Here is a 23693-nt window from a genome sequence, read left to right on the forward strand (position 1 = left end):
TACCGAAAAACAACCCCATGCAAAGTAGGATTTGGGGTAATATTTTACCTAAACTCGACGGAGCGCGAAAATCCAGCCGCGGCCGAACAGCGTGAGGATCGAAAAGGCATAGACGAAGATGCCGACCGTGATCAGCAACAGCAGGATTAGTTCATCGCGAAAAATCTGCATCGGCGCGAACCAGACCCAGGCGAAATGCGAGGTCAGCCACAGCGCGACCGCGACCAGGATGCCGCAGACCGCAAACGTGCCGAACGAGCGCAGCAGCGCGCGATCGAGCACGAGGAAACCGCGGCGCACCGCAAAGAACAGCACCAGCAGCAGATTGACCCAGGCGCCGACTGCGGTCGCCAGCGCGAGGCCGACCTGGGCCAGCGAGGAGACCAGCGCGATCTTCAGCGCGACGTTGACGGCAACGCCGGTGAGCGCCGCCTTCACCGGGGTCGCGGTGTCCTTGCGGGCGTAGAAGGTCGCGACCGCGCTGCGGATCATCACGAAGGGGATCAGCCCCACCGCGTAGGCCGCGAGCGTGGCGCCGGCGGTCGCGGCATCGGCCTTGGAGAAGGCGCCGCGCGCGAACATCGCGCGCATGATCGGATCGGCGACGGTGAGGAACGCCGCCACGAACGGCACCGAGAACAGCAGCGTGAAATCGAAGGCGCGGCGCTGCGCCGCCATGGCGCCGGCGTGATCGTCGGCGGAGAGCCGCCGCGACATTTCCGGCAGCAGCACGGTGCCGATCGCGATCCCGATCACGCCGATCGGGAGCTGGTTGAGGCGGTCGGCGTAATACAGCGCCGACAGGGCGCCGGCGGGCAGGAAGGTCGCGATGATGGTATCGGCGAACAGCGCGACCTGGGTGCCCATCGAGCCGAGCGTCGCCGGCCCCAGCGTGCGGAAGAAGCCGCGGACGTCCTCGTCGAGCTTGAGCGGCGCGAAGCGCGGCAGCCCGCCATGGCGCGACAGGTCGCCGGCGAGCAGGAAGAACTGCAGGAAGCCGGAGATCAGCACGCCCCAGGCCGCGGCGTGGCCCGCGCTCGGGAAGAACGCGGCCAGCGCCAGCGTCATCATCATCGCGAGGTTAAGGAAGATCGGCGCCGCCGCGGCGCTGGCGAAGCGGTGCATGACGTTGAGCATGCCGCCATAGAGCGTCACCAGCGTGATCAGCAGTAGATAGGGAAAGGTGATCCGCGTCAGCTCGATCGCGAGCTTGCGCTGCGCGACATCCTCAGTGAAGCCGGGCGCGAGGATGCTCATCGCCTGCGGCATGAACGCCATCGCGGCGAGCAGCAGGATCACCTGCGAGGCGAACAGCAGCGTGAAGATGCGGTCGGCGAACAGCCGCGCCGACGCCTCGCCGCGCTCGCCATGAACGTGGGCATAGGCCGGGACGAACGCCGCATTGAAAGCGCCCTCGGCAAAGATCGCGCGAAAATGGTTGGGCAGCCGCAGCGCCACGAAGAACGCGTCGGCGACCGGCCCGGCGCCGAGGATCGCCGCGAGCATGATGTCGCGCGCGAATCCGGTCACCCGCGAGAGGAGCGTGTAGCCGCCGACGGTGAAGATGCGCCCTAACATGCGCTGCTTCTAGCGCATGATCCCGTTACGTCAAAATGACGGATCAGGCCGCTAACAGTTCAGGCGTGATCCAATCCGAAAACCGGACCACTTTTCGGGATCATGCCTGAAGCGCGCCGCGCACGGCCTGGATGACGCGGTCCTGGGTCGCCTCGTCGAGATAGGCGTGCACCGGCAGGCTGATGACGTCCTCCGACAGGCTCTCGCTGACCGGCAGGCCGCCATCGGCGACCGGGAAGTTGCGATACGCCGTCTGCTGATGCATCGACTTGGTGTAGTAGATCGCGGTCGGCACCCCCTGCGCCTTCAGCGCCGCCGCGAAGGCGTCGCGGTCGGTACCCTTGGGCAGGCGGACAGTGTAGCAGGCCCAGATCGAGCTGCAGCCGGTGGCGAGCCGCGGCACGGTCACGAAATTGCCGAGCCCGCGCGCGTAGCGCTCCGCCACCACATTGCGTGCCGCGATCTCGTCGTCAAAGATCTTCAGCTTCTCGATCAGCACCGCGGCCTGCATGGTGTCGAGCCGGCCGGTGAGACCGAGGCGGACGTTGTCGTATTTGTCGGAGCCCTGCCCGTGCACGCGGATGCTGCGCAGCGTGCTCGCGAGCTCGTCATCATCGGTGAAGATCGCGCCGCCGTCGCCGAAGCAGCCGAGCGGCTTGGCCGGGAAGAAGCTGGTCGCGGTCGCGAGCCCGAAGGTGCCGAGCTTGCGGCCCTTGTAGCTGGCGCCAAATCCCTGCGCGGCATCGTCGAGAATGAACAGGCCTTCGGCCTTGGCAACCGCCGCCACCGCATCGTGATCGGCGCTCTGGCCGAACAGGTCGACCGGAATGACACCGACCGGCTTCAGGCCGCGCGCTCGCGCGGTCGCAATGCCGCGCTTCAGCGAAGCCGCGTCGATGTTGAAGGTCGCCTCGTCGACGTCGACGAAAACCGGCGTCGCGCCGGTCAGCGCCACCGCTTCGCCGGTCGCGCAAAAGGTGAAGGACGGGCACAGCACGGCATCGCCCGGGCCGACGTTCTTCGCCATCAGCACCATCAGCAGCGCATCGGTGCCGCTCGCGCAGGTCACGACGTGCTTTGCGCCGCTGTAATCGGCCAGCGCTTTCTCCAGCACGGTGACCTCCGGGCCGTTGATGAACTGGCAATGCTCGAGCACGCGAGCGACCGCATCATCGATCGGCTTGCCGATCCGCCGGCGCTGCGCGGCGAGATCGATGAAGGGAATGGGTTCAGGACGCATATGCTGGTTCATGAGGCTCTTCGCACGTGAAATGGAGATGAGACACGTCAGCCGACTACACGGCGCGGTCCCTTGCGTGCCGTCGAGGCGGCGGGCCGGGCGGGCGATTCCAGGCAGCGGATCGCGATCTCGAGGCTCGCCACGCCCTCGTCGCCGGACACTGCCGGCAGCTTGCCGGTGCGCACGGCATCGAGGAATGCGATCAGTTCGGCGCGCAGCGGCTCGTCGTGACCGACCGGCAGATGACGCATCGAATAGCTGCCGTCCGGCTTGAAGCCGAAGCATTCGGTGACCTGGCGGGTCAAGAGATCGCCCATGACATATTTGCCGCGGGTCGCCACCGTCACGCTGCGCGCCTTGAACGGCGTCAGCCAGTTGGTGTTGATGTGGGCGAGCACGCCGGAGGCGGTGCGGAACTGCAGCAGCGCGATGTCCTCGCGCTCGGCCACCGCGCTCGACAGCTGCGGCTGCACCTCGACGATGTCCGACTCGGTGAACCAGCGGATCAGGTCGATGTCGTGCACGGCGAGGTCGATCACGACGCCGACATTGGACATTCGCGGCGGGAACGGGCCGACGCGGGTGATGCCGATCGACAGGATGTCCTCGCCCGAGATCGCCTGCTTGATCGCGGCGACCGCCGGGTTGAAGCGCTCGACATGGCCGACCATCAGCGTCACGCCGGCGCGCAGAGCCGCCTCGACGATCTCGCGGCCCTCCTCGACGGTCGAGGCGACCGGCTTCTCGACCAGGATGTGGATGTTGCGCGCGATGCAGGTCAGCGCGATCTCGTGATGCAGATGGGTGGGAGCTGCGATCGTCACCGCATCGACGCCCTCGCCGAGCAGCTCGTCGAGGCTCTCGAAGGCGCGGCAGCCGACCAGCTCGGTGGCGCGCGTGCGATGTTCCGGCAGCGGATCGACGATGCCGACCAGCACCACACCGGGCAGTCCGGCCAGCACGCGGGCATGGTTGCTGCCCATCACGCCGGCCCCGATCACGCCGACGCGCAACGCGCGCTGGATGTCGGCCTTCGCGCCCGATGCGGACACTTTTGCGTTCATTTCATTGACCCCAAGTGACGTATTCAGTGACGTTTTTCAGTGACGTTTTTGAAGCGACGTTTTTGAAGTTTTGGCGGTTGTCCCGGCTGCTCAGGAAGCCCACCCCCGGCCTTCCCTCGGGGAATCAGCGCGAAGGTTACCCCCGTTTGCGCTGTGGCGCGAACCACGACCCGCTTCGTTGGCAGCCGCTATAGCACGGCGCCACAAATGTGGCGAATGCCAAGGACGATATCCGGACACGTTTTGATTCAAAGAGTTACATCGTCCGATGACTCATTTTTGAGCATGGGAGCCCAGCTCGAGAAAGGTTTACGGGAAAGATTGCGTCAACATGGCGGCCGTCGCTTTTGCGCGAAACGACCGCGAAGCAACCCGCTCGTTTGGCTCACAAGCGGGACGACGGGCACTGGGAGGCCGCGCACCTCAACGGTGACAGTGTTGGTTTGCTTAGCTTGCTCGGTGTCATCACCCGGCTTGACCGGGTGATCCAGTATTCCAGAGACGCCGGTGATAGAAGCGAGAGGCCGCGGCGTACTGGATCGCCCGGTCAAGCCGGGCGATGACAGCGTAGATGAGGACAAAGCTTCACAATCTCTCAGGTACGCTGGTAATCATCCTCGATGCGGATGATGTCGTCCTCGCCGAAGTAGCTGCCGGTCTGCACCTCGATCAGCTCGAGCTGGATCTTGCCCGGGTTCTCCAGCCGGTGCACCGCGCCGATCGGGATGTAGATCGACTCGTTCTCGTGCACCGTCTTGATCAATTCGTTGACGGTGACCTGCGCGGTGCCGCGCACCACGATCCAGTGCTCGGAGCGGTGATGATGCTTCTGCAATGACAGCCGTCCGCCCGGCTTGACGACGATGCGCTTGACCTGGTGGCGGTCGCCATTGTCGACCGACTGGTAGGAGCCCCAGGGACGATGCACCTTGATGTGGCTCTCGGTCACCTCGGGCGCCGTCACCTTCAGTTTGGCGACCAGCCGCTTCAGTCCATTGGCGTCCTGCTGCCGCGACACCAGCACCGCGTCCTGGGTCGCGATCACGACGAGATCGTCGACGCCTTCGAGCGCGACCAGCGCGCGGTCGGTGGTGACGTTGCAGTTGCGGGAATCCTCGAACACCGCCATGCCGCGCGAGGCGTTGCCCTGGCTGTCCTTCTCGGAGAGCTCCCAGACCTGCCGCCACGAGCCGATGTCGGACCAGCCGCAGGCCACCGGCACCACCGCCGCACGCGCGGTCTTCTCCATCACCGCATAGTCGATCGAGATCGCCTTCGCCGCGGCAAAGGACGGCGTATCGAGCTTGACGAAGCCGAGATCGCGCTCGGCGTTGGCAACCGAGGTCTCGACGGTGGCGACGCTGTCGGCATCGACATTGCGGTATTCATCGAGCAGCACCGCGGCGCGGAACATGAAGTTGCCGCTGTTCCAGAGATAGCCGGCATCGATATAGCCGGCCGCGGTCGCGGCATCCGGCTTCTCGACGAATTTGGCCACCGCCCTCACCTCGCCGGCGACGGTCTCGCCCGGGTTGATGTAGCCGTATTCGGTGGCGGGCCGTTCCGGCCTGACGCCGAAGGTGACGATGCGGCCGCGCTCCGCCGCGGCCAGCCCCTCGCGGCAGGCGGCGACGAAGGCCGGCGTGTCGCGCACCAGATGATCGGCGGCGAGCGCCAGCACGATTGCATCAGCGTCGCGCGTTTGCGCGAAGGCGGCGCCGGCGGCGATCGCCGGACCGGAGTCGCGGCGCATCGGCTCCAAGAGCACGTCGGCCTCGCGGCCGATCTCGGCGAGCTGCTCCAGCACCATGAAGCGATAGGCCTCGTTGGTGATCACGATGGGACGGTCGAACAGGGTGGCGTCGGAGACCCGCAGCAGCGTCTCCTGAAAGGTCGAGCGCGCCCCGAACAGCGACAGGAACTGCTTCGGGTGCACCTCGCGCGAGGCCGGCCACAGCCGCGTGCCCGCGCCGCCGCACATGATCAAGGGGATAATTCGTCCGTCCATCGATGCCTCACGTCCTGTCGTATCAGCGGCTGGCACATCAAAATTGCGCGAAGGCCGTCGCGATCGTTGCTCGGGAAGCCGTTCCCCAAGCAGTATCACGCCAAGCCGCGCGTCCGGGCCCGGATTATTCCGGTATTGTAACCCCCCGGTTTATGACAGGCGTTCCCCCCGTTCCGGCCTCTTTAACCGCCCCGTCGCGCCGGCCGCAATAGGGACCGGACGGCTATTGCCAGATCGTTGCGGAAACCATACCAAGGCGGCGAATTTGGGCGCGCGAAGGCGTTTTGCGCTGTTTTTGACACATTCTGAACCGGGCCAGCGCGGGCGAAATGCGCCGAATCCTGCTTTCCACCTCCAAGATCCTGATCTCGGCTGCGCTGCTGTATTTCTCGCTGCGCAAGGTCGACCTGCATGATCTCGCCTCCCGCATCCAGATCGGCAGCCTCGGCTGGCTGGGGCTGGCGATGGCGGTCACCTTCCTGCAGATCTTCCTCGGGGTGTTGCGCTGGCGCGAGATCGGCACGGAGTGCGGCGCGCCGCTGCAGACCCGGCAGGCGATGCGCTACAATTTGATCGGCGCGTTCTTCAACCAGACCCTGCCGTCCTCGATCGGCGGCGACGCGGTGCGGCTGTGGCTGGTGGCGCGCGGCGGCGCCGGCTGGCGCGCGGCGACCTACTCGATCTTCGTCGATCGCGCGGTCGGGCTGATCGCGCTTGCCGTCGTCATCGCCGCGACGCTGCCGTGGAGCTACCGGCTGATTTCCGACGCCAATGGCTGGACCGCATTGCTGCTGCTGGATCTCGCCGCGCTCGGCGCCGGATTCGGCTTCCTGCTGATCGGCGTGCTGCCGTGGCCCTGGCTGAGACAGTGGTGGGCGACGCATCACATCCATGCCTGCGCCGTGATTGCCAACCGGGTGTTGTTCAGCCGCGCGCATGGCCTGAAGGTCGCGGTGCTGTCGGTGCTGATTCACGTGGTGACCGTCGTGACCGCCTGGTGCGTGGTGCAGGCGATCGCGGCTCCGGTCACCTTTGGCCAGATCTTCCAGCTGCTGCCGCCGGTGATGCTGATCACGATGATGCCGATCTCGATCGCGGGCTGGGGCGTGCGCGAAGCCACCATGGCGCTGGCCTTCGGCTACGCCGGACTGGTCGCCAACGAAGGCGTCAACATCTCGCTTTTGTTCGGCGCGGTGACGTTCGTGGTCGGCGTGTTCGGCGGCCTGGTGTGGATCCTGAGTCCGGAAAAGGCCGCCAAGGGCACCGCCCCGATCGAAGTCCCCGCATCCCAGTAGCCGAGCAGATGAGCAGTTTCGAAATCCTCCTGTCGTTGGTTGCAGCGGCGCTGGCCGCAACGATCTCGGCGATCCTGATCCAGGCGACGCGGCCGATGCTGCTGCGCGTGGCGCTGGCCAAGCCCAATGCGCGCTCGTCGCACAAGGTGCCGACGCCGCAAGGCGGCGGCATCGCGGTGACCGCGGCAACGCTGCTCGCCGCCGGCATCGTGATCGTGATGGCCGGATCGCCGAACCTGACCGTCCCCATCACCGTGTTCGCGGCCACCCTGTTCATCGCGCTGGTCGGATTCGTCGACGACGTCCGTCCGCTGCCGGTCGCGCCGCGGCTGCTGCTGCAGGCCGCCGCCGTCGCCGCCGTGGTGTTTGCCGCGCCTCTTGATCTCAAGATCGTTCAGGCCTGCCCGCTCTGGCTCGAACGCGGGCTGCTGCTGATTGCCGGATTGTGGTTCGTGAACCTCGTCAACTTCATGGACGGGCTCGACCTGATGACGGTATCGGAGGCGGTGCCGATCGCGGCCGCGGTCGCCCTGCTCGGTAGCTTCGGCCATGTCCCGCCGGCGGCGACGCTGGTCGCCGCCGCGCTCGGCGGAGCGCTGCTCGGCTTCGTCCCGTTCAACCGGCCGGTCGCAAAGATCTTCCTCGGCGATGTCGGCAGCCTGCCGATCGGCCTGCTGCTGGGCTGGTGTCTGCTGGAGCTCGCATGGCATCAGCAATTCGCCGCCGCGCTGCTGCTGCCGCTGTACTATCTGGCGGACGCGACGGTGACGCTGCTGCGCCGCATGGCGCGGCGCGAGGCGTTCTGGGCCGCGCACCGCTCCCACTTCTATCAGCGCGCGACCGACAACGGCTTTTCGGTGTGGCGCGTGGTCGGCGAGGTGTTCGCGCTCAACCTCGTGCTGGCGCTGCTTGCAATCGTCTCGGTCGCGGTGAATTCGCTCGCCGCCGACATCGGCCTGCTGGCGGCCGGCGGCGTCGCGGTCGCGACCTTGCTGCGCCGGTTCTCCCGGCCGCGCGGCGCCTGAAGCAGCGCGATCCGCGCGCGGCGGATCAGCCGTGGTCCAGCGCGAGCTTCAGGCCTTCGTCGAGGCTGACCGGCGGCTGCCAGCCGCTCGCGGCGGCCTTCGAGAGATCAAGCTCGAGCGAGCCGAGCAGACTGTCATCGATCTCCTTGCGGCCGCTGAGCCTGAACAGCGTGCTCAGCACCGGCTTCGGCAGCGAGAACAGCCGCGGCGCGGTCTGCGCCGCCCGGGCGAGGCGCTCGATGAACTGCGGCGTCGACACCTGCTCGCTATCCGCGACCAGAAACACGTCGAAATCCGCCCCCGGATTGGTCAGCCGGAACAGGACGAACGCGGCGAGGTTCTGCACCGACAGGAACGCACGGCGATTCTGGATATTGGCGAGCGGCAGCGGGATGCGGCGCTTCACCGCCTTCTCGAGCAGCGCGAAGTTGCCCTTTGCGCCGGCGCCGTAGATCAAGGGCGGGCGGATCACGGTAACCCGCATGCCGCTCCCCGGCACCAGTTCGCGGAGGCCGCCTTCGGCGGCGGCCTTCGACATCCCGTAGAGGCCGCGCGGCGTCAGGACGTCGTCCTCGCGAAACGGCGGGCGCCCGTTGTTGCTGCGGCCATGGACCAGGATGGTGCTGATGAAGATGAAATGCTTGACGCCGGCCGCGACCGCGCCGCGCGCCAGATGCAGCGTGCCGCCGACATTGACGTTGTGGTAGAGCTCGATCGCATGCTCTTCGTCCTGGTGATGCACGCGCGCGGCGAGATGAACCACGGCGTCGACGCCGTCGAGCGCGGCGCCCCAGTCGGTGGCGGGGCCGAGCGTTCCGATCTCGACGTCGTTGGCGTCGCGCGGCGGATGCCGCACCGCGCGCCGCACCACCCAGCCGTTGCTCGCCAGCAGCGGCACCACGTGGCGGCCGACGAAGCCGTTCGCACCCGTCACCAGAACCGTCGGTCGACCGTCCGTCATGCCGTCCGCTCCACGTCGCGATTGCCCAGTAATTCGCCGACCAGCGCGGCATAGCTGCCGAGCGCCCGTTCGGGGCTGAAGGTCCGCGCCGCCGCGACCGCCCGCTCGGCCATCGCGGCGCTCTGCGCTTCCGAGGCCAGCGATCCGGCGGCCAGGCGGATGGCATCGGCGAGTTGATCCGGCCGGCTCGGGGTCACGACCCAGCCGAGCTGGTTTTCCTTCACCGTGAGCGCGGCCTCGGCCTCCGCTTCGGAGACCAGCATGACCGGCCGGCCGATCGCAAGCAGATTGTAGAACCGGCTCGGCACCGACACGCCGGCGACGTTCTTGCGATAGGGAATCAGCCAGACATCGGCGCTGGAGAGCAGCGCTGCCAGCTCGTCATCGGCGACGCGTTCGACCAGCGTGACGTTGGCAAGCTGTGCGGCCGCCTGCATCTCCTTGAGGCGGTCAAAGCCGATGCCCCAGCCCGAGAGCAGGAAATGGATATCGCGTTCGCCCTGCAGCAGCCGCGCCGCCTCGAACACGATGTCCGGATCGTGGGTGAAGCCGAGATTGCCCGACAGCCCCACGACGAAGCGGGCGGCGATCGCCTTGCGAAACGGATTGTCCGGGCTGACCGGACGGTAGCCGGGCGCGAGCGTGGTCCAGTTCGGAATGAACCTGATCTTGTCCTGGGTCATGCCGCCATAGCGCAGCAGCAGCTTCTCGGCGTCGCGGCCGATGACAATGACGGCGTTAAGGGCACGGAACATCAGCGCGTTGATCGCGCGCAGCGCGCGCGCCGCGAACGAGGACGGCTTAAGCAGCCCGGCCATCACCAGCACGTCGGGAAACAGATCGTGCAGGATCAGCGCCGACTTCGCGCCCTTCAGCCGCGCCGCGGCGGCAACCGCATAGGGCAGCACGAACGGCGCGGTCACCGTCAGCGCCACGTCGCCACGCTTCAGCTGGGTCAGCAGCGCGAGGAAGATCCGCGCCGTGAACAGCGTCTCGGCCAGCGCGCGCTTGAGCAGCGCCGCCTTACCCGGCAGCCAGTTCTTGATCTCGACGACGACCGGCCGTCCCGGCGCGGCCGGCTGCGCCGAGCCCGGCATGCCGGAGACCACCACCACCTCGGCATCGTCGGCGATCCGCTCGGCGATCGCGGCCATGATCGCGGCGGTCGTCGAGTGGTCCGGCGGATAATGCTGGCTGACGACGACGACTTTGCGGGGCTTGCGCATCGGTGGCTCTCGAACGGTCAGGCCGCGCCGCGCGCGACGGCGCGATCAGGCGGCATTCGAGCCGAATTCGGGCACGGCGTCCTGCAGCACGGCGCGAATCGTGACGCGGTCATCGCGCTCGATCGCCTCCTGCAGCGCCGCCAGCCATTTGCGCAAGGTCGACATCGGCGGCTGGTTCGGCTTCGCCGCCATCATGCCGTCGACGCCAATCTCGATGGTCGGCTCCTGGCTCGCGAACAGGATCTCGTTGAGCCGCTCGCCGGGACGGATGCCGCTGAACACCACCTCGACATCGACGCCGGGCTGCAGGCCGGACAGGCGGATCATCCGCTCGGCGAGGTCGACGATCTTGACCGGCTGTCCCATGTTCAGCACGTAGACCGAGACGTCGGGCCGCGCCGGCGTCATCGCATGCGTCGCCGCGGTGATCACGAGATCGCAGGCCTCGCGGATCGTCATGAAGTAGCGCACCATGTCCGGATGGGTCACCGTGATCGGGCCGCCGGCCTCGATCTGGGCCTTGAACTTCGGCACCACCGAGCCGTTGGACGCCAGCACGTTGCCGAACCGCACCGAGATCAGCCGCATATGCGGCTTGCTGCCGGCCTCTGCCGCCAGATCGTGGTCGAGCGCCTGGCAGTACATTTCGGCAAACCGCTTGGTCAGCCCGAGCATCGACACCGGCTCGATCGCCTTGTCGGTCGAGATCATCACCATCGCGCTGGCGCCGGCGGCGCGCGCGGCGTCGGCGACGTTCACCGAGCCGAAGATGTTGGTCTTGACGCCCTCGCTCCAGTCGCGCTCCAGGATCGGCACATGCTTCAGCGCCGCGGCATGGAATACGATGTCGGGCTTGAACTCGCCCATCAGGCGGATGATGCGCTCGCGATCGCGGATGTCGGCGATCCGGCCCTCGATCACGGCGCCGGTGTCACGGGCGGACAGCGCCTCGGTGACGGCATAGAGCGCCGGCTCCGAATGCTCGATCACCAGGAGGCGCGCGGCGCCGAAGGTCGCGACGCGGTCGCAGATCTCCGCGCCGATCGAGCCGCCGCCGCCGGTCACGATCACCGACTTGCCCTTCACCAGCGCCTCGAGCCGCGCGTAGTCGATCTTCTGGGTCGGGCGCAGCAAGAGGTCCTCGACCGCGACATTGGTGAGCCGCGGCGCGTCGCCGCTCTCCAGCGACGGCAGCCGGCTCACCATCATGCCGAGCCGCTTGGCGCGCATCAGCACGCTTTCCGGGTGCGCCTCCGGCTCGAACGCCGAAGGCGTCATGACCACGCGCTTGATCGGGCGCTGGCGGGTTTCGAAATCGCGAATCACCGCCTCGATGTCATCGACGCCGCCGACCACGGGAATGTTGCGGATCAGCTGGCCCTGGTCGGCCGGCGACGGCGACAGCACGCCAACCGGCCACAGCCGCTTGATGGCGCCGTTCTCGATGCCGCGCAGCACGACCTCGGCGTCGGCGGCGCGCCCGACCAGCAGCGCCGGCGCGGCACTGTCGGAGCGGGCGTGCAGCCGCGTGCGCGAGTAGCGGAAATAGCGATAGCCCAGCCGCAGCGCGCTCAGCGCGAACACTTCGAGGAAGAAGAACAGGATGATGGTGACGCGGCCGAGGAAGACGAAGGTGCGCGAGCCGGTGAAGAAATAGACATAGTCCAGCACCACCAGCGCCAGCGTCAGCACCGCCGCGACGCGCAGGATGTTCAGCGCATCCGGCAGCGACGTGAAGCGCCATTTCGCCGTGGTCAGGTTGCTGAAATAGCTGACCACGATGCTGAACAGCACGAACCAGGGCAGGATGTGGATCAGCTGCGGCCAGCGCTCCGCGAGCAGGCTGCCCTCGAACCGCAGATAAAAGCTCGCCAGCAGCGCGAACGTCGTCGCGAGCGCGTCATGGACCAGAATCAGGAAGTTGCGCAGGGTGAATTGTGAGAGGCGCGTCATGTAGCGGCGGGGTTAGCGACAACCGGGAACTTTGCAAGTACGAAGGCTGATAGCGTATCTGCCGGGCTCATGCCAGCGATCATGGACTGATTGGACGTTCAGGTTCCGTGCTCGCCGGTGACCGCCCCTTCAGCGCTATGCCGCCGGCAACGCCGACGCCCAGCACATACATCCAGCCTTCGTGGAAATCGAAGATGTGTGAATTAAACAACGATGAAAAAATATTCTGCACCACGACGAGAAGCCCGATCCAGTTGACCAGCCCGCCGCCGCGGAACAGCAGCAGGTGCAGGATCCACATCGCATACAGCAATGTCACGCCGATGATGCCCCACTGCACGGCGACATTCAACGTTTGATTGTGCGGATTTCCGATCACCTCGCCTGAGGCCTTGGTCACCCCGCCGGTCGCCACCCGTTCGAACAGGCCACGCGTGGCGCCGGTGCCGTGGCCGATCAGCGGCGCTTCGGCGAAGAAGCCGAGCGACTTGCGCCAGAATTCGAGCCGCAGCCCGATCGAGGTCGGGGCATTGCGCTGCATGTAGAGCTGGTAGTCGCGGTTGAACGAATCGGCGGTCCGGCGCAATTGCGGCGAGGCATGCCACGCCACCACGGCGAGCGCGGCGGTCGCGCACAGGATCAATGCGATGCTGCGCCAGCGCAGATGCAGCAGCGCAAACACCGCGAACATGATCGGGACCGTGACCAGCGCGGTCCGCGACACCACCACGAACGCCATGTTGGCGAAGAAGCTCACGGCGATCGCGGTCAGCAACGCGGCCAGCACGAAACGCCGTGACTTCAGCAGGATGACGATCGGATAGGCCAGCGCGACCGCGCACAGGGTGAATTCCTGGCTCTGATTGATGTGGTCCTTGACGAAGATGCCGCGCTCGGCGGTGTTCGGCGGCTTCAGCGAGAGGCCGGGATACAGGAGCACCAGCCACGACATCAGCATCAACAGCGTGCAGGAGACCAGGAACGCGGCGAACACCCAGGTGCCGCGTTTCGAGCGCTGGAAATGATACAGCAGGACCGGCAGCACCAAGAGCTTCGCGGTCGGCTCGACCGCATAGAACCGCGCCCGCCAGGCGGCGTCCGACCACAGCGTGCCGATCAGCGCGAGGGCGAACAGCGCGACCGGGACCGCGCAGATCGGCCGCTTCAGCAACGTCGAGAACGCCTTGAGGTCGAGGGTCGGCGCGATCGCGATCAGCAGCACGACGCCGAAGATGCCGACCAGCGAGGTCGACCACGGCAATGACAGCGCAATCAGCACCGCGACCACGTCGGCGGTGGTCTCCCAGCGCGCCGGATCGCGCCAGGCCGGGCATGCGGCGGCGGGCGTTGCGGCCATGCTCGCGCTCACGCCTTGCCCCCGCGCGCCCGGTCGACCAGCGACGTCGTGCTGTGGCCGGGCAGGATGTCGACCAGCACGACCTCGCCGCCGGCCGCCTCGACGATCTCGTGGCCGACCACCTGCTCGCGGGTGTAGTCGCCGCCCTTGACCAGCACGCTCGGCCGCACCCTGGTGATCAGGTTGATCGGGGTGTCCTCCTCGAAGATCGCGACCAGGTCGACGGCCTCCAGCGCCGCCAGCACCTCGGCGCGGGCGCGCTCGTCCTGCACCGGACGCCCCTCGCCCTTCAGCCGCCGCACCGAGGCGTCGCTGTTCAGCCCGACGATCAGGCGGTCGCAGGCGCCGCGCGCCGCGGTCAGCACCTTGACGTGGCCGGGATGCAGGATGTCGAAGCAGCCATTGGTGAAGCCGATCCGCAGATTCTGCGCGCGCCATTCGGCGAGATGCGCATCGATGTCGCCGCCCGCCGCGACGATCTTGTCCTCGGCCGCCAGCGACGCATGCGGCAGGATCTTGCGGCGCAGTTCATCCGGCCTGACGATGGCGGTGCCGGTCTTGCCGATGGTCACCGCGGCCGCAGCCGACGCCAGGCGGAGCGCGACGTCCCAATCGGCTTTCGCGGCCAGCGCCAGCGCCAGCATCGCCGCCACGGTGTCGCCGGCGCCGGAGACGTCGCGCACCTTCACCGGCAGCGCCGGCACATGGATGGTGCCGCCGTCGCGCAGCGCCAGCGTCATGCCGTGCTCGCCCTGCGTCACCAGCATGGCCGCGCAGTCGGCGAGCCGCATCGCGTCCTGCGCGGCGGCGGCGATCGCGTCATCCGAATCGGCGCGGCTGCGGGTCGCTTCGGCGAATTCCTTGCGGTTCGGCTTGATCAACGTGGCGCCGCGATAGATCGCAAGGTTGAGGCTCTTCGGATCGACGATGACAGACTTGCCGAGCTTGCGCGCGGCATCGATGGTGTTGCGGATCACCCGCGCGGTCAGCACGCCCTTGGCATAGTCCGACAGCAGCACGATATCGGCGCGCGCAAGCTGCGGCAGGATGGCGTCGATCAGCTGCTGCTCGACCTCGCCGGAAGCGGGCGCCGCGTGCTCCCAGTCGGCGCGCAGCATGTGGGTCGAGAAATGATCGGACACAAAGCGCACCTTGCGCGTGGTCGGCCGGCTCGCATCGCGCACCAGGACGCACTCGATCCGGCTCTCCTGCGCCAGCACGGCTTCCAGCCGCACGGCGGCATCATCCTCGCCGATCAATCCGACGAAGATGCAGCGTCCGCCGAGCGAGGCGACGATGCGCGCGGCGTTGCCGGCGCCGCCGATATTGATCTCGCTGCGCTTGGCCGCGATCACCGGCGCCGGCGCCTCCGGCGAGATCCGCGACACCTCGCCATAGACGAACTCGTCGAGCATGAGGTCGCCGACGCAGAGCACGGTCTTGCCGGAGATCGCCTGCGAGATGGCTTCAAAATCGAACATCTGTGCCCATAACCCGCATCAGCGATAGCGATCGGCGCGGTTGAGGAAGCCCTTCACATAGGCCCCGACCGCGTCTTCCAATGGAGTAAAGCCGCCATTGTATCCGGCTCGCCCGAGACGATCGACCACGCTCTGGGTAAAATACTGGTAGCTGCCGCGAATCTGCTCGGGCATCTCGACATAGTGGATATTCGGCGGCAGGCCGAGCGCGGCATAGGCCGAGACGATCAAATCCTTGAAGCTGCGCGCGGTGCCGGTCCCGACATTGAACAGCCCGCTGACTTGCGGCGTCGCCAGCAGCCACATCATCACGCGCACGACGTCATCGACATAGATGAAATCGCGGCGCTGATCGCCGTCGGCGATGCCCTCGCGATGCGACTTGAACAGCTGCACGGCGCGAGCCGACCTGATGTCGTCGAAGCGGCGCGCGAGCACGCTCATCATTGTCCCCTTGTGATACTCGTTCGGGCCGAACACGTTGAAGAATTTCAGCCCCGCCCATTGCGGCGGCAGCCGGTCGCCGCGCGTCACGCGCTCGGCAACCGCGAGATCGAACAGCTGCTTGCTCCAGCCGTACAGGTTCATCGGCCGCAACCGCTTCAGCGCCGCGACCGACGCATCGTCGTCAAAGCCCGCCTCGCCGTCACCATAGGTCGCCGCCGACGAGGCATAGATGAACCGCGTGGTGTTGGCCGTGCACCAGTCGAGCAGCCGCAGCGACAGGCGGAAATTGGTCTCGATCACGAGGTCGCCGTCGGTCGCGGTGGTCTCCGAGATGGCGCCGAGGTGAATGACCGCCTCCAGGCGCCGTCCCTTCAGCCAGTCGCCGAGCTCGGCCGGCGGCACGACATCGGCGAGCTGGCGCTTGGCCAGGTTCCGCCACTTGCCTTCGCTGCCAAGGATATCGGAGACCACGACGTCGCTGTGACCGGCGTCGTTCAACGCGGCCACGACGTTCGACCCGATAAAACCGGCACCCCCGGTTACCAGAAACATTGCGAAACCTTATCTAAGCCCCAGTGCGACGCCAGCTTTGCCCCACTCCCGTGCCGCAGGCAACGACGGCTTTACCTATTCCCACGAACCGTTTACCGACGGGGCCGCAACCGACCGTGCCCGGCTCATTTAGATATGAACGTTGATTCAGTATTAGGGATCGAGACCCAGGATAGCGCGGATACGAGCCCGATCCTGGTGGTTCCCTATGTCTGGATCGGCGACTTCGTACGCGGCCACACCGTGGTCCGGGTGCTGAAGAAGCGCTGGCCGAACCGGCCGGTCGACCTTCTGGTCACCCGCCAATGCGCCCCGCTTGTGGATTACATGCCGGGCGTTCGCGCCGGTATTGTGTCCGACCTGCCGCGCAGCCGGCTGGCGCTCGGCCGGCAGTGGGCGCTGGCGGCCGAGCTCAAGGCGCGGAACTACGCCACCGCCCTGGTGCTGCCGCGGACCTGGAAGGCCGCCATCGCGCCGGTGCTGGCCGGCATCCCGGAGCGGGTCGGCTTTTTCGGCGAGGCCCGATTCGGCATGATCAACGCAATGCGCTGGGGCGAACGGCAGTTGCCGCGCTTCATCGACAAGAACGCCGTGCTGGCGCTACCCGCGGGCGCGGCGCGCCCCGCCGAATGGCCGGTGCCGCAGCTGCGGGTTCCCACTGAGGAGATCGGGCGATGGCGGCAGGCCAACGGGTTGGGCAGTGGCCCCGCGATTGCGCTCGGGCCGGGCTCGGTGGGCGAATCGAAACGCTGGACCTATTACCCGGAGGCGGCACGGCTGTTCGCCGAACGCGGCTTTGACGTCTGGGTGGTCGGCGGCCCCGCGGAAAAGGCGGCGGCGCAGCAGATCACGGCCACGGGTGGGCCAAGGGTCCGCGACCTCACCGGCACCGACCTGCGCAACGGCATTCTGGCGATGGCCGCGGCCAGCGTCGGCATCTCCAACGATTCCGGGCTGATGCACATCGCGGCTGCGATCGGCACGCCGACCATGGGCATATTCGGCCCGACCGATCCCTATCTCTGGGCCCCGCTCAACGGCCTCGCCGCGACGGTGCGGCAGAGCAAGAGCAAGCTGCCCTGCCAGCCGTGCCAGCGCACGGTCTGCACCATGAACGACCATCGCTGCATGCGCGACATCGCCGCCGACGAAGTCGTCGACGTCGCCGAGCGCGTGCTGGCTCAGATCAGCGTGCGGTAGACCGCGGCAATCGCGTTGGCCTCGGCATCGAGGCTGAACTTATCCACAACTTGCTGCCGCGCCCGCGCACCCATCGCGGCAGCCGCCGCCGGATCACGCAGCAGCGGTTCCAGCGCCGCCACCAGCGCATCAGTGTCGCCGGGCGGGATCAGCACGCCGGTGACGCCGTCCTCGACGACAAACTCGGCTGCGCCCGCGCGCGCGGCAACCAGCGCCGCGCCCGCCGCCATCGCCTCGATCAGGGTCAGGCCAAATCCCTCGTTGCGCGAGGTGAAGGCGTAGATCGCGAGCCGCTGGTACCAGCGCACGACATCGTCGATCGCAAGCTCGCCGGTGATGATGATGCGCGACTGCAGGCCGGCGGCCTCGATGCGCCGCTTCAGCTCGTTGGCAAAGCCCTGCTGCTCCGGCACCACCGCGCCGACGATCACCGCGGTGAAATCGGGATAGCGCGGCAGCAGCCGGCACATCGCCTCGACGAAGACGTCGCTGCCCTTCTGCGCACGCACCCGGCCGAAGCATCCGATCGCATAGCGGCCCGGCAATCCGCTTTCGGCAAACGCCGCCGCGCGATCGGCCGGCGGCGCATAGCGGTCGGTATCGACGCCATGCATCACCACCGTCGCCTCGCGCTTCAGGTATGACGCCGACAGCGGGCTGGTCGCGATGATCGCGTCCATCTTGCTGATCAGCCAGCGCGTCAGCCAGGTGTGATGCCGCTGCGCCGCCGAGGTGAAGAGAAGCTTGAGCGGCCAGCCGAGTGCGCGCAGCAGCAGCCCCGCGATCATCTCGTCATTGCGCCGCGCGTGCCAGATGATTGGCGTCGCGCGCCGCCACAGCCGCATCAGATCGAAGAAGCCCAGCGCGGCGATGCCGTCGGGCCGGTGCGGACCGAGCCAGGCGGCGCGAAACATGTTTGCGAGCTTCGGCGCGACCATGCGGTTGGTCGCGGTGACGCCTGAATAGCGCCTGTGCAAATTCGGCACGATGAGCGCGAGCTCGCCGGCGGGCATGTTCTCGATCGGCACGCAAGTCTCCGTTTCGCGCCAGTTCCTATACGCAACATTAAGCATAGCGGCCAGTTCGGCCGCGGCGAAACCCCCTCTTCATCCCGCTACCGCTAGCATCGCCGGCCAAAGCTATCTGGAGAGCTCTAGCCATGACGGTGCTCGTGACCGGCGGTGCCGGCTATATCGGAAGTCACATGGTTCACGCGCTGGCCGATGCCGGCGAGAGCGTCGTCGTGATCGACAATCTCTCCACCGGTTTCTCGGCGTTCTTGCCCGAGAGCGTGCCGCTGTTCATCGGCGACGCCGGCGACGAGAACCTGGTCGAGGGCGTGATCGCGCAGCACCAGATCGACAGCATCATCCATTTCGCCGGCTCGGTGGTGGTGCCGGACTCGATGCGCGATCCGCTCGGCTATTACCGCAACAACACCATGACGACGCGCAGCCTGCTCAACGCCGCGGTGAAGGGCGGCGTCAGCCGCTTCATCTTCTCCTCGACCGCCGCGGTCTACGGCAATCCGGACCAGGTTCCGGTGCCCGAGATCGCGCCGACGCGCCCCCTGTCGCCCTACGGTTCGTCGAAGCTGATGACCGAAATCATGCTGCACGATGTCGCCTCGGCGCACGGCATGGGCTATGTCGTGCTGCGCTACTTCAACGTCGCCGGCGCCGACCCCAAGGGACGCTGCGGCCTTGCCACCGTCGGCGCCACCCATCTGCTCAAAATTGCGGTCGAGGCCGCGACCGGCCAGCGCGCCAAGATCGACGTGTTCGGCACCGACTATCCGACGCCGGACGGCAGCTGCGTCAGAGACTTCATTCATGTCAGCGACCTCGTCGAGGCGCATCGCTCGGCGCTGTCTTACTTGCGCGGCGGCGGCCAATCGGTGACGCTGAACTGCGGCTATGGCCGCGGCTATTCCGTGCTCGAAACCATCGAGGCGGTGCGCCGGATCTCGATGCGCAATTTCGCCGTCGCCTATGCGGCGCGGCGGCCCGGCGACATCACGGCGATGGTCGCCGACACCGGCCGGCTGCGCTCGCTGCTCGACTGGACGCCGCGCTTCGATGATCTCGAGACCATCGCAAGCCATGCGCTGGCCTGGGAGGAGAAGCTGTTCCGGGAGCGCGGCGGCCTGCCGCGGCAGGCGGAATCGGCCTGAAATCAAGCATTTATTGGACTTGAAAAAGCCCCGCCAAGCGGGCAAGGAGTCTCCGCAACCCTGACGGCCGGCAGAAGCCGCCCGTCAATGGAACGCGAATGGCTCAGTTTCCAAAGAAAATCACCGACGATCCCTATGGCGCGGCGATCCTGATCCGCCGTCTGGTCATGGAACAGGGGATCACCTTCTGGCGGCGCTATCTGATGGCGTTCGGCCTGATGGCGCTCGCCGCAGGGTCCACGGCGGCCGCAACCTATGTGCTCGGCCAGGTCATCAACCAGGCCTATGTCGACAAGAACATCCCCGGCATCGCGATGTTTGCCGGCGTCACCTGCGTGTTGCTGTTCATCAAGGGTGTGGCGACCTACGGCCACATGGTGATCCTCAACAAGATCTCCAACGCCATCCTCGCCAACAACCAGCGCCAGCTGTTCGCCAAGCTGATGAGCGAGAGCATCGGCTTCTTCTCCGAGCGGCATTCCTCGGAATTCCTGGCGCGGCTGACCGCCGGCGCCAAGTCGATCACCGACGTGCTCAACATGCTGGTCAACGCGATCGGCCGCGACTTCCTGATGCTGATCGCCATGGTCGCGGTGATGGTGTGGCAGGATCCGCTGATGTCGTTCATCGGCCTCGTCGCAGTGCCGCCGGCGATGCTGGTGCTGCGCAAGCTGGTGAAGCGCATCAAGGGTCTCGCCTACAACCAGTTCACCGGCACCGCCGATATTCTGGAGACGATGCAGGAATCGCTGCAGGGCATCCGCACCGTGAAGGCGTTCACGCTGGAAGGCACGATGCAGGCGCGCATCGACCAGAACATCGCGACCGTCGAGCAGAACGCCAACAAGATGGCGCGGATCGCCAACCGCTCCAATCCGCTGATGGAGATGCTCGGCGGCTTCGCGGTGGCCGGCTGCCTGCTCTATGGCGGCTACAGCGTGGTGGCGCTCGGCGCCACCCCGGGCCAGTTCTTCTCGTTCCTGACCGCGTTCCTGATGGCGACCGAGCCGGCAAAGCGGCTGGCGCGGCTCAACATCGACCTCAACAGCCAGCTGGTCGGCGCGCGGATGCTGCTCGAGGTCGTCGACAGCCCGGCCAGCGAGCAGAGCGACGACGACAAGCCGGCACTAAAGCTCTCCGACGCGCGGATCGAATTGCGCGACGTCAGCTTCGCCTACCGGCCCGGTGAGCTGGTGCTGAACCGCATGAGCTTCGTCGCCGAGCCGGGCAAGGTCACCGCGCTGGTCGGTCCATCCGGCGGCGGCAAGTCGACGGTGCTGGCGCTGCTGCTGCGCTTCTACGAGACCACGGCGGGCCAGATCCTGATCGACGGCCAGTCGATCGCGGCCGTGTCGCGCAAATCGCTGCGCCAGCAGACCGCCTATGTCGGCCAGGACGTCTATCTGTTCCGCGACACGATCCGGAGCAACATCGCCTTCGGCAAGCACGGCGCCACCGAGGCGGAGATCGTCGAGGCCGCAAAGGCGGCCTGCGCGCACGACTTCATCATGAGTTTCCCGCTCGGCTACGACACGCCGGTCGGCGAGCACGGCACCCAGCTCTCCGGCGGCCAGCGCCAGCGCATCGCGGTGGCGCGCGCGCTGATCAAGAACGCGCCGGTCATCCTGCTCGACGAGGCCACCGCCGCGCTCGACTCCGAATCGGAGAAGCAGGTGCAGGAGGCGATCGAGCATCTCTGCCAGGGCCGCACCACGATCGTGATCGCGCATCGCCTGCACACCATCATGCATGCCGACGCCATCCTGGTGGTCGAAGGCGGCGAAATCGTCGAGCGCGGACGCCATGACGAGCTGCTGCGCCGCGGCGGCCGCTACGCCTCGTTCTTCCGCCTGCAGCACCACCACGACCCCTCGCCGCTGGCGCTGGCGCCGATCAGCGCGCGGGCGTAGAAGCGGTTAAGTCAGTTTGACCGCGGGTTCGGTCCACCTCTCCCCGTCGGGGAGAGGTCGATTTGCGGCAGCAAATCGGGTGAGGGGCCGCAGCTTCAACGAGAGACCGTAACCCCTCACCCGGCGCTGCGCGCCGACCTCTCCCAAGGGAGAGGTGAACCTCCGATGCGGCTCCTCAAGGGCCTTACCCCTTCGGAACCAGTCCTGCGCGCAGCACGCGCAGGACGTTGCCGCCCATGACCTTGCGGATGTCGTCCTCGGAGAAGCCGCTCGTCAGCAGCGCCTGGGTCACGGCGACGATCTCGCTTGCATCAAATCCTGTGGTGGTCGAGCCGTCGAAATCCGAGCCGAGGCCGACATGATCGATGCCGACGAGATCGCGGACATGGGCGATCGCGCGCGCGACATTTTTCGGCTCGAGCGAGCAGACTGCGCCCTGCCAGAACCCGATCCCGATCACGCCGCCGGTGCGCGCCACGCCCCTGACCTCGTCATCGGTGAGATTGCGGTTGACCTTGCAGGTCGCCTGCACGCCGCCATGGCTGGAGACCACCGGACGCGTCGCCATCGCCAGCACGTCGGCGACCGCTTCGTGGCTGGCGTGCGCGATGTCGACGATCATGCCCTTGGCTTCCATCCGCTGCACCACCTGGCGGCCGAGCGGCGTCAGCCCGCCCTTCGACGTGCCGTGCATCGAGCCGCCGATCTCGTTGTCGAAGAAGTGCGTCAGCCCGGCCATCCGAAAGCCTGCGGCATAGAGCACGTCGAGATTGTCGATATTGCCCTCGAGATTGTGCAGCCCCTCGATCGACAGCATGCCGCCGACCACGGATGCGCCGCCTTTGCGGTCGGCCAGCAGACGATCGATGTCGGCGGCGGTCGTGATCACGCGCAGGCGCCCCGCGGACTCCCCGGCAAAGCCCTGCAATTTCTCCGCATGCCATAGCGAGCGCTGCAGCAGCGAGGACCAGGTCCGCGGCGGCTGCTGATTGACGATGGCGAGGTTGGTGATGGTGTCGGTGTCGGACGGATTGGAATCGTAGTTCTGTCCCTTCGGCGACTTGGTCACCGACGAGAACACCTGCAGCGCGTAGCGTCCTTCGAGCAGGCGCGGCAGGTCGATGTGGCCGCGGTCGGAGCGCGCGATCAGATCGCGCTTCCACAACAGACTGTCGGCGTGCATGTCGGCGACGTCGAGCGTCGCCTGCAGCGCCTGCGCCGCCGGCGTGATGTCGATCGCGACGTGCTGGACCTTGTTCTGGGCACGGTCGATCTTTTCCGGGCCGAAGGCGAAGACCGTCGCGCCGCCGGCGACCAGGACCGCGGCGACCACGGCGAGGCCGATCAGGAGCCATTTCCTCATCGACTGCGCCGTTTCCGCCGACAGGTCGCGGCCGGGCTCATCCGAAAGGAGACCTCACATCTGCGCCCCGCGTGGCCGCAGCCCCTAGCCCGGGACGCCGCCGCCCTGTAAATACGGTCCGCGCTCCCTCCTGCAACCTTCCGGGACCCCTTCATGAACGCTGCCTCCACCGTCATCCCGCTTCCGCCCCAGCCTTCGCTTCCCGTCGTCGGCGAAGCCGGCGTCTACCCGGTCCGCCGCATCTGGTGTGTCGGCCGCAACTATCTCGAGCATATCAGGGAGATGGGCAATGACGAGCGCGCGCCGCCGTTCTTCTTTGCCAAGCATGCCGACATGCTGGTGGCCGATGGCGCGACGATTCCGTATCCGCCGCTGACCAAGGACCTGCATCACGAGGTCGAGCTGATCGTCGCGATGAAGAGCGGCGGGCTGAACATCCCGGCCGAGAAGGCGCTCGATCACGTCTACGGCTATGCGGTCGGCATCGACCTGACCCGCCGCGACCTGCAGCTCGCCTCGCGCAAGAAGGAGCGGCCCTGGGAGATCGGCAAGTCGTTCGACTATTCGGCGCCCTGCTCGGCGATCCAGCCGGCGTCCAAGATCGGCCACCCGACCGCGGGCAAGATCTGGCTCACCGTCAACGGCAAGGAAACCCAGAAGGGCGACCTCACCGAATTGATCTGGAACGTGCCTGAAATCATCTGGCAGCTCTCGCAGCAGGTGAAGCTCGCCGCCGGCGACATCATCATGACCGGCACGCCGGCCGGCGTCTCGCAGCTGCAGGTCGGCGACAAGCTCGAATGCGGCGTCGACGGCGTCGGCACGCTGAAGGTCTCGATCGGCGAGCCGGAGTAGCGCAG

The 23693-nt window shown here is 66.9% G+C and carries 18 protein-coding genes; 6 read left to right on the forward strand and 12 right to left on the reverse strand.

Annotated features, from left to right (window positions below):
* Nucleotides 1–48: 48 nt before the first annotated feature.
* The 4 genes from murJ to XH93_RS28740 all read right to left on the reverse strand — a co-directional run bounded on the left by murJ (nt 49) and on the right by XH93_RS28740 (nt 5890).
* Nucleotides 49–1578, reverse strand: coding sequence for a murein biosynthesis integral membrane protein MurJ (murJ, locus tag XH93_RS28725; RefSeq protein ID WP_194470057.1), 1530 nt, complete (start codon nt 1576–1578; stop codon nt 49–51).
* Nucleotides 1579–1678: 100 nt separating this feature from the next.
* Nucleotides 1679–2830 carry a DegT/DnrJ/EryC1/StrS aminotransferase family protein gene (locus XH93_RS28730; RefSeq protein WP_194470058.1) on the reverse strand — a complete coding sequence of 384 codons (1152 nt, stop codon included), beginning with the start codon at nt 2828–2830 and terminating at the stop codon, nt 1679–1681.
* A gap of 35 nt (nt 2831–2865) precedes the next feature.
* The gene (locus XH93_RS28735) at nt 2866–3882 is read right to left on the reverse strand and encodes a Gfo/Idh/MocA family protein (protein WP_194470059.1); all 1017 of its coding nucleotides are present in this window, start codon (nt 3880–3882) and stop codon (nt 2866–2868) included.
* A gap of 595 nt (nt 3883–4477) precedes the next feature.
* Nucleotides 4478–5890: a mannose-1-phosphate guanylyltransferase/mannose-6-phosphate isomerase gene (locus XH93_RS28740; protein ID WP_194470060.1), complete on the reverse strand. Its 1413-nt coding sequence runs from the start codon at nt 5888–5890 to the stop codon at nt 4478–4480.
* A 329-nt stretch (nt 5891–6219) separates the two neighbouring features.
* Here XH93_RS28740 and XH93_RS28745 point away from each other — a divergent pair, with 329 nt between their 5' ends.
* Entirely contained in the window at nt 6220–7185 is a 966-nt protein-coding gene (locus XH93_RS28745; protein ID WP_194470061.1) for a lysylphosphatidylglycerol synthase transmembrane domain-containing protein, read from the forward strand.
* 8 nt (nt 7186–7193) lie between these two features.
* A complete protein-coding gene (locus tag XH93_RS28750; protein WP_194470062.1) occupies nt 7194–8210 on the forward strand; it encodes a glycosyl transferase in 1017 nt (338 codons plus the stop codon).
* A 25-nt stretch (nt 8211–8235) separates the two neighbouring features.
* Here the strand turns inward: XH93_RS28750 and XH93_RS28755 are convergent, their stop codons facing one another.
* The 6 genes from XH93_RS28755 to rfaD form a co-directional block, all read right to left on the reverse strand.
* The gene (locus XH93_RS28755) at nt 8236–9171 is read right to left on the reverse strand and encodes an NAD-dependent epimerase/dehydratase family protein (protein ID WP_139485160.1); all 936 of its coding nucleotides are present in this window, start codon (nt 9169–9171) and stop codon (nt 8236–8238) included.
* Entirely contained in the window at nt 9168–10397 is a 1230-nt protein-coding gene (locus XH93_RS28760; protein WP_194470063.1) for a glycosyltransferase family 4 protein, read from the reverse strand. Before XH93_RS28760 ends, XH93_RS28755 begins: the two co-directional genes overlap by 4 nt.
* A 45-nt stretch (nt 10398–10442) precedes the next feature.
* Nucleotides 10443–12350: a nucleoside-diphosphate sugar epimerase/dehydratase gene (locus XH93_RS28765; protein ID WP_139485158.1), complete on the reverse strand. Its 1908-nt coding sequence runs from the start codon at nt 12348–12350 to the stop codon at nt 10443–10445.
* 79 nt (nt 12351–12429) lie between these two features.
* Complete coding sequence (locus XH93_RS28770) at nt 12430–13707, reverse strand: O-antigen ligase (RefSeq protein WP_194470064.1); 1278 nt, start codon at nt 13705–13707, stop codon at nt 12430–12432.
* A gap of 8 nt (nt 13708–13715) precedes the next feature.
* Nucleotides 13716–15188 carry a D-glycero-beta-D-manno-heptose-7-phosphate kinase gene (gene rfaE1 / locus XH93_RS28775; RefSeq protein ID WP_194470065.1) on the reverse strand — a complete coding sequence of 491 codons (1473 nt, stop codon included), beginning with the start codon at nt 15186–15188 and terminating at the stop codon, nt 13716–13718.
* Between the two features lie 18 nt (nt 15189–15206).
* Nucleotides 15207–16187: an ADP-glyceromanno-heptose 6-epimerase gene (gene rfaD / locus XH93_RS28780; protein WP_194470066.1), complete on the reverse strand. Its 981-nt coding sequence runs from the start codon at nt 16185–16187 to the stop codon at nt 15207–15209.
* 135 nt (nt 16188–16322) lie between these two features.
* Here rfaD and waaF point away from each other — a divergent pair, with 135 nt between their 5' ends.
* A complete protein-coding gene (gene waaF / locus XH93_RS28785) occupies nt 16323–17387 on the forward strand; it encodes a lipopolysaccharide heptosyltransferase II (protein WP_194470067.1) in 1065 nt (354 codons plus the stop codon).
* Here waaF and XH93_RS28790 read toward each other — a convergent pair.
* A complete protein-coding gene (locus XH93_RS28790) occupies nt 17369–18409 on the reverse strand; it encodes a glycosyltransferase family 4 protein (protein ID WP_194475365.1) in 1041 nt (346 codons plus the stop codon). The genes waaF and XH93_RS28790 overlap by 19 nt on opposite strands.
* Before the next feature lie 137 nt (nt 18410–18546).
* Between XH93_RS28790 and galE the strand changes: the two genes are divergently transcribed.
* Both galE and XH93_RS28800 read left to right on the forward strand, forming a co-directional pair.
* A complete protein-coding gene (gene galE, locus XH93_RS28795) occupies nt 18547–19560 on the forward strand; it encodes a UDP-glucose 4-epimerase GalE (protein ID WP_194470068.1) in 1014 nt (337 codons plus the stop codon).
* Between the two features lie 98 nt (nt 19561–19658).
* Nucleotides 19659–21470, forward strand: coding sequence for an ABC transporter ATP-binding protein (locus XH93_RS28800; RefSeq protein ID WP_194470069.1), 1812 nt, complete (start codon nt 19659–19661; stop codon nt 21468–21470).
* A 184-nt stretch (nt 21471–21654) separates the two neighbouring features.
* Here XH93_RS28800 and XH93_RS28805 read toward each other — a convergent pair whose 3' ends face one another.
* A complete protein-coding gene (locus tag XH93_RS28805) occupies nt 21655–22833 on the reverse strand; it encodes a dipeptidase (RefSeq protein ID WP_194470070.1) in 1179 nt (392 codons plus the stop codon).
* A gap of 153 nt (nt 22834–22986) precedes the next feature.
* Between XH93_RS28805 and XH93_RS28810 the strand changes: the two genes are divergently transcribed.
* Nucleotides 22987–23688: a fumarylacetoacetate hydrolase family protein gene (locus XH93_RS28810; protein WP_194470071.1), complete on the forward strand. Its 702-nt coding sequence runs from the start codon at nt 22987–22989 to the stop codon at nt 23686–23688.
* The last annotated feature ends 5 nt before the right edge of the window (nt 23689–23693 follow it).

It is taken from the genome of Bradyrhizobium sp. CCBAU 51753 (genome assembly GCF_015291565.1).
Classification (GTDB): Bacteria; Pseudomonadota; Alphaproteobacteria; order Rhizobiales; family Xanthobacteraceae; genus Bradyrhizobium; species Bradyrhizobium ivorense.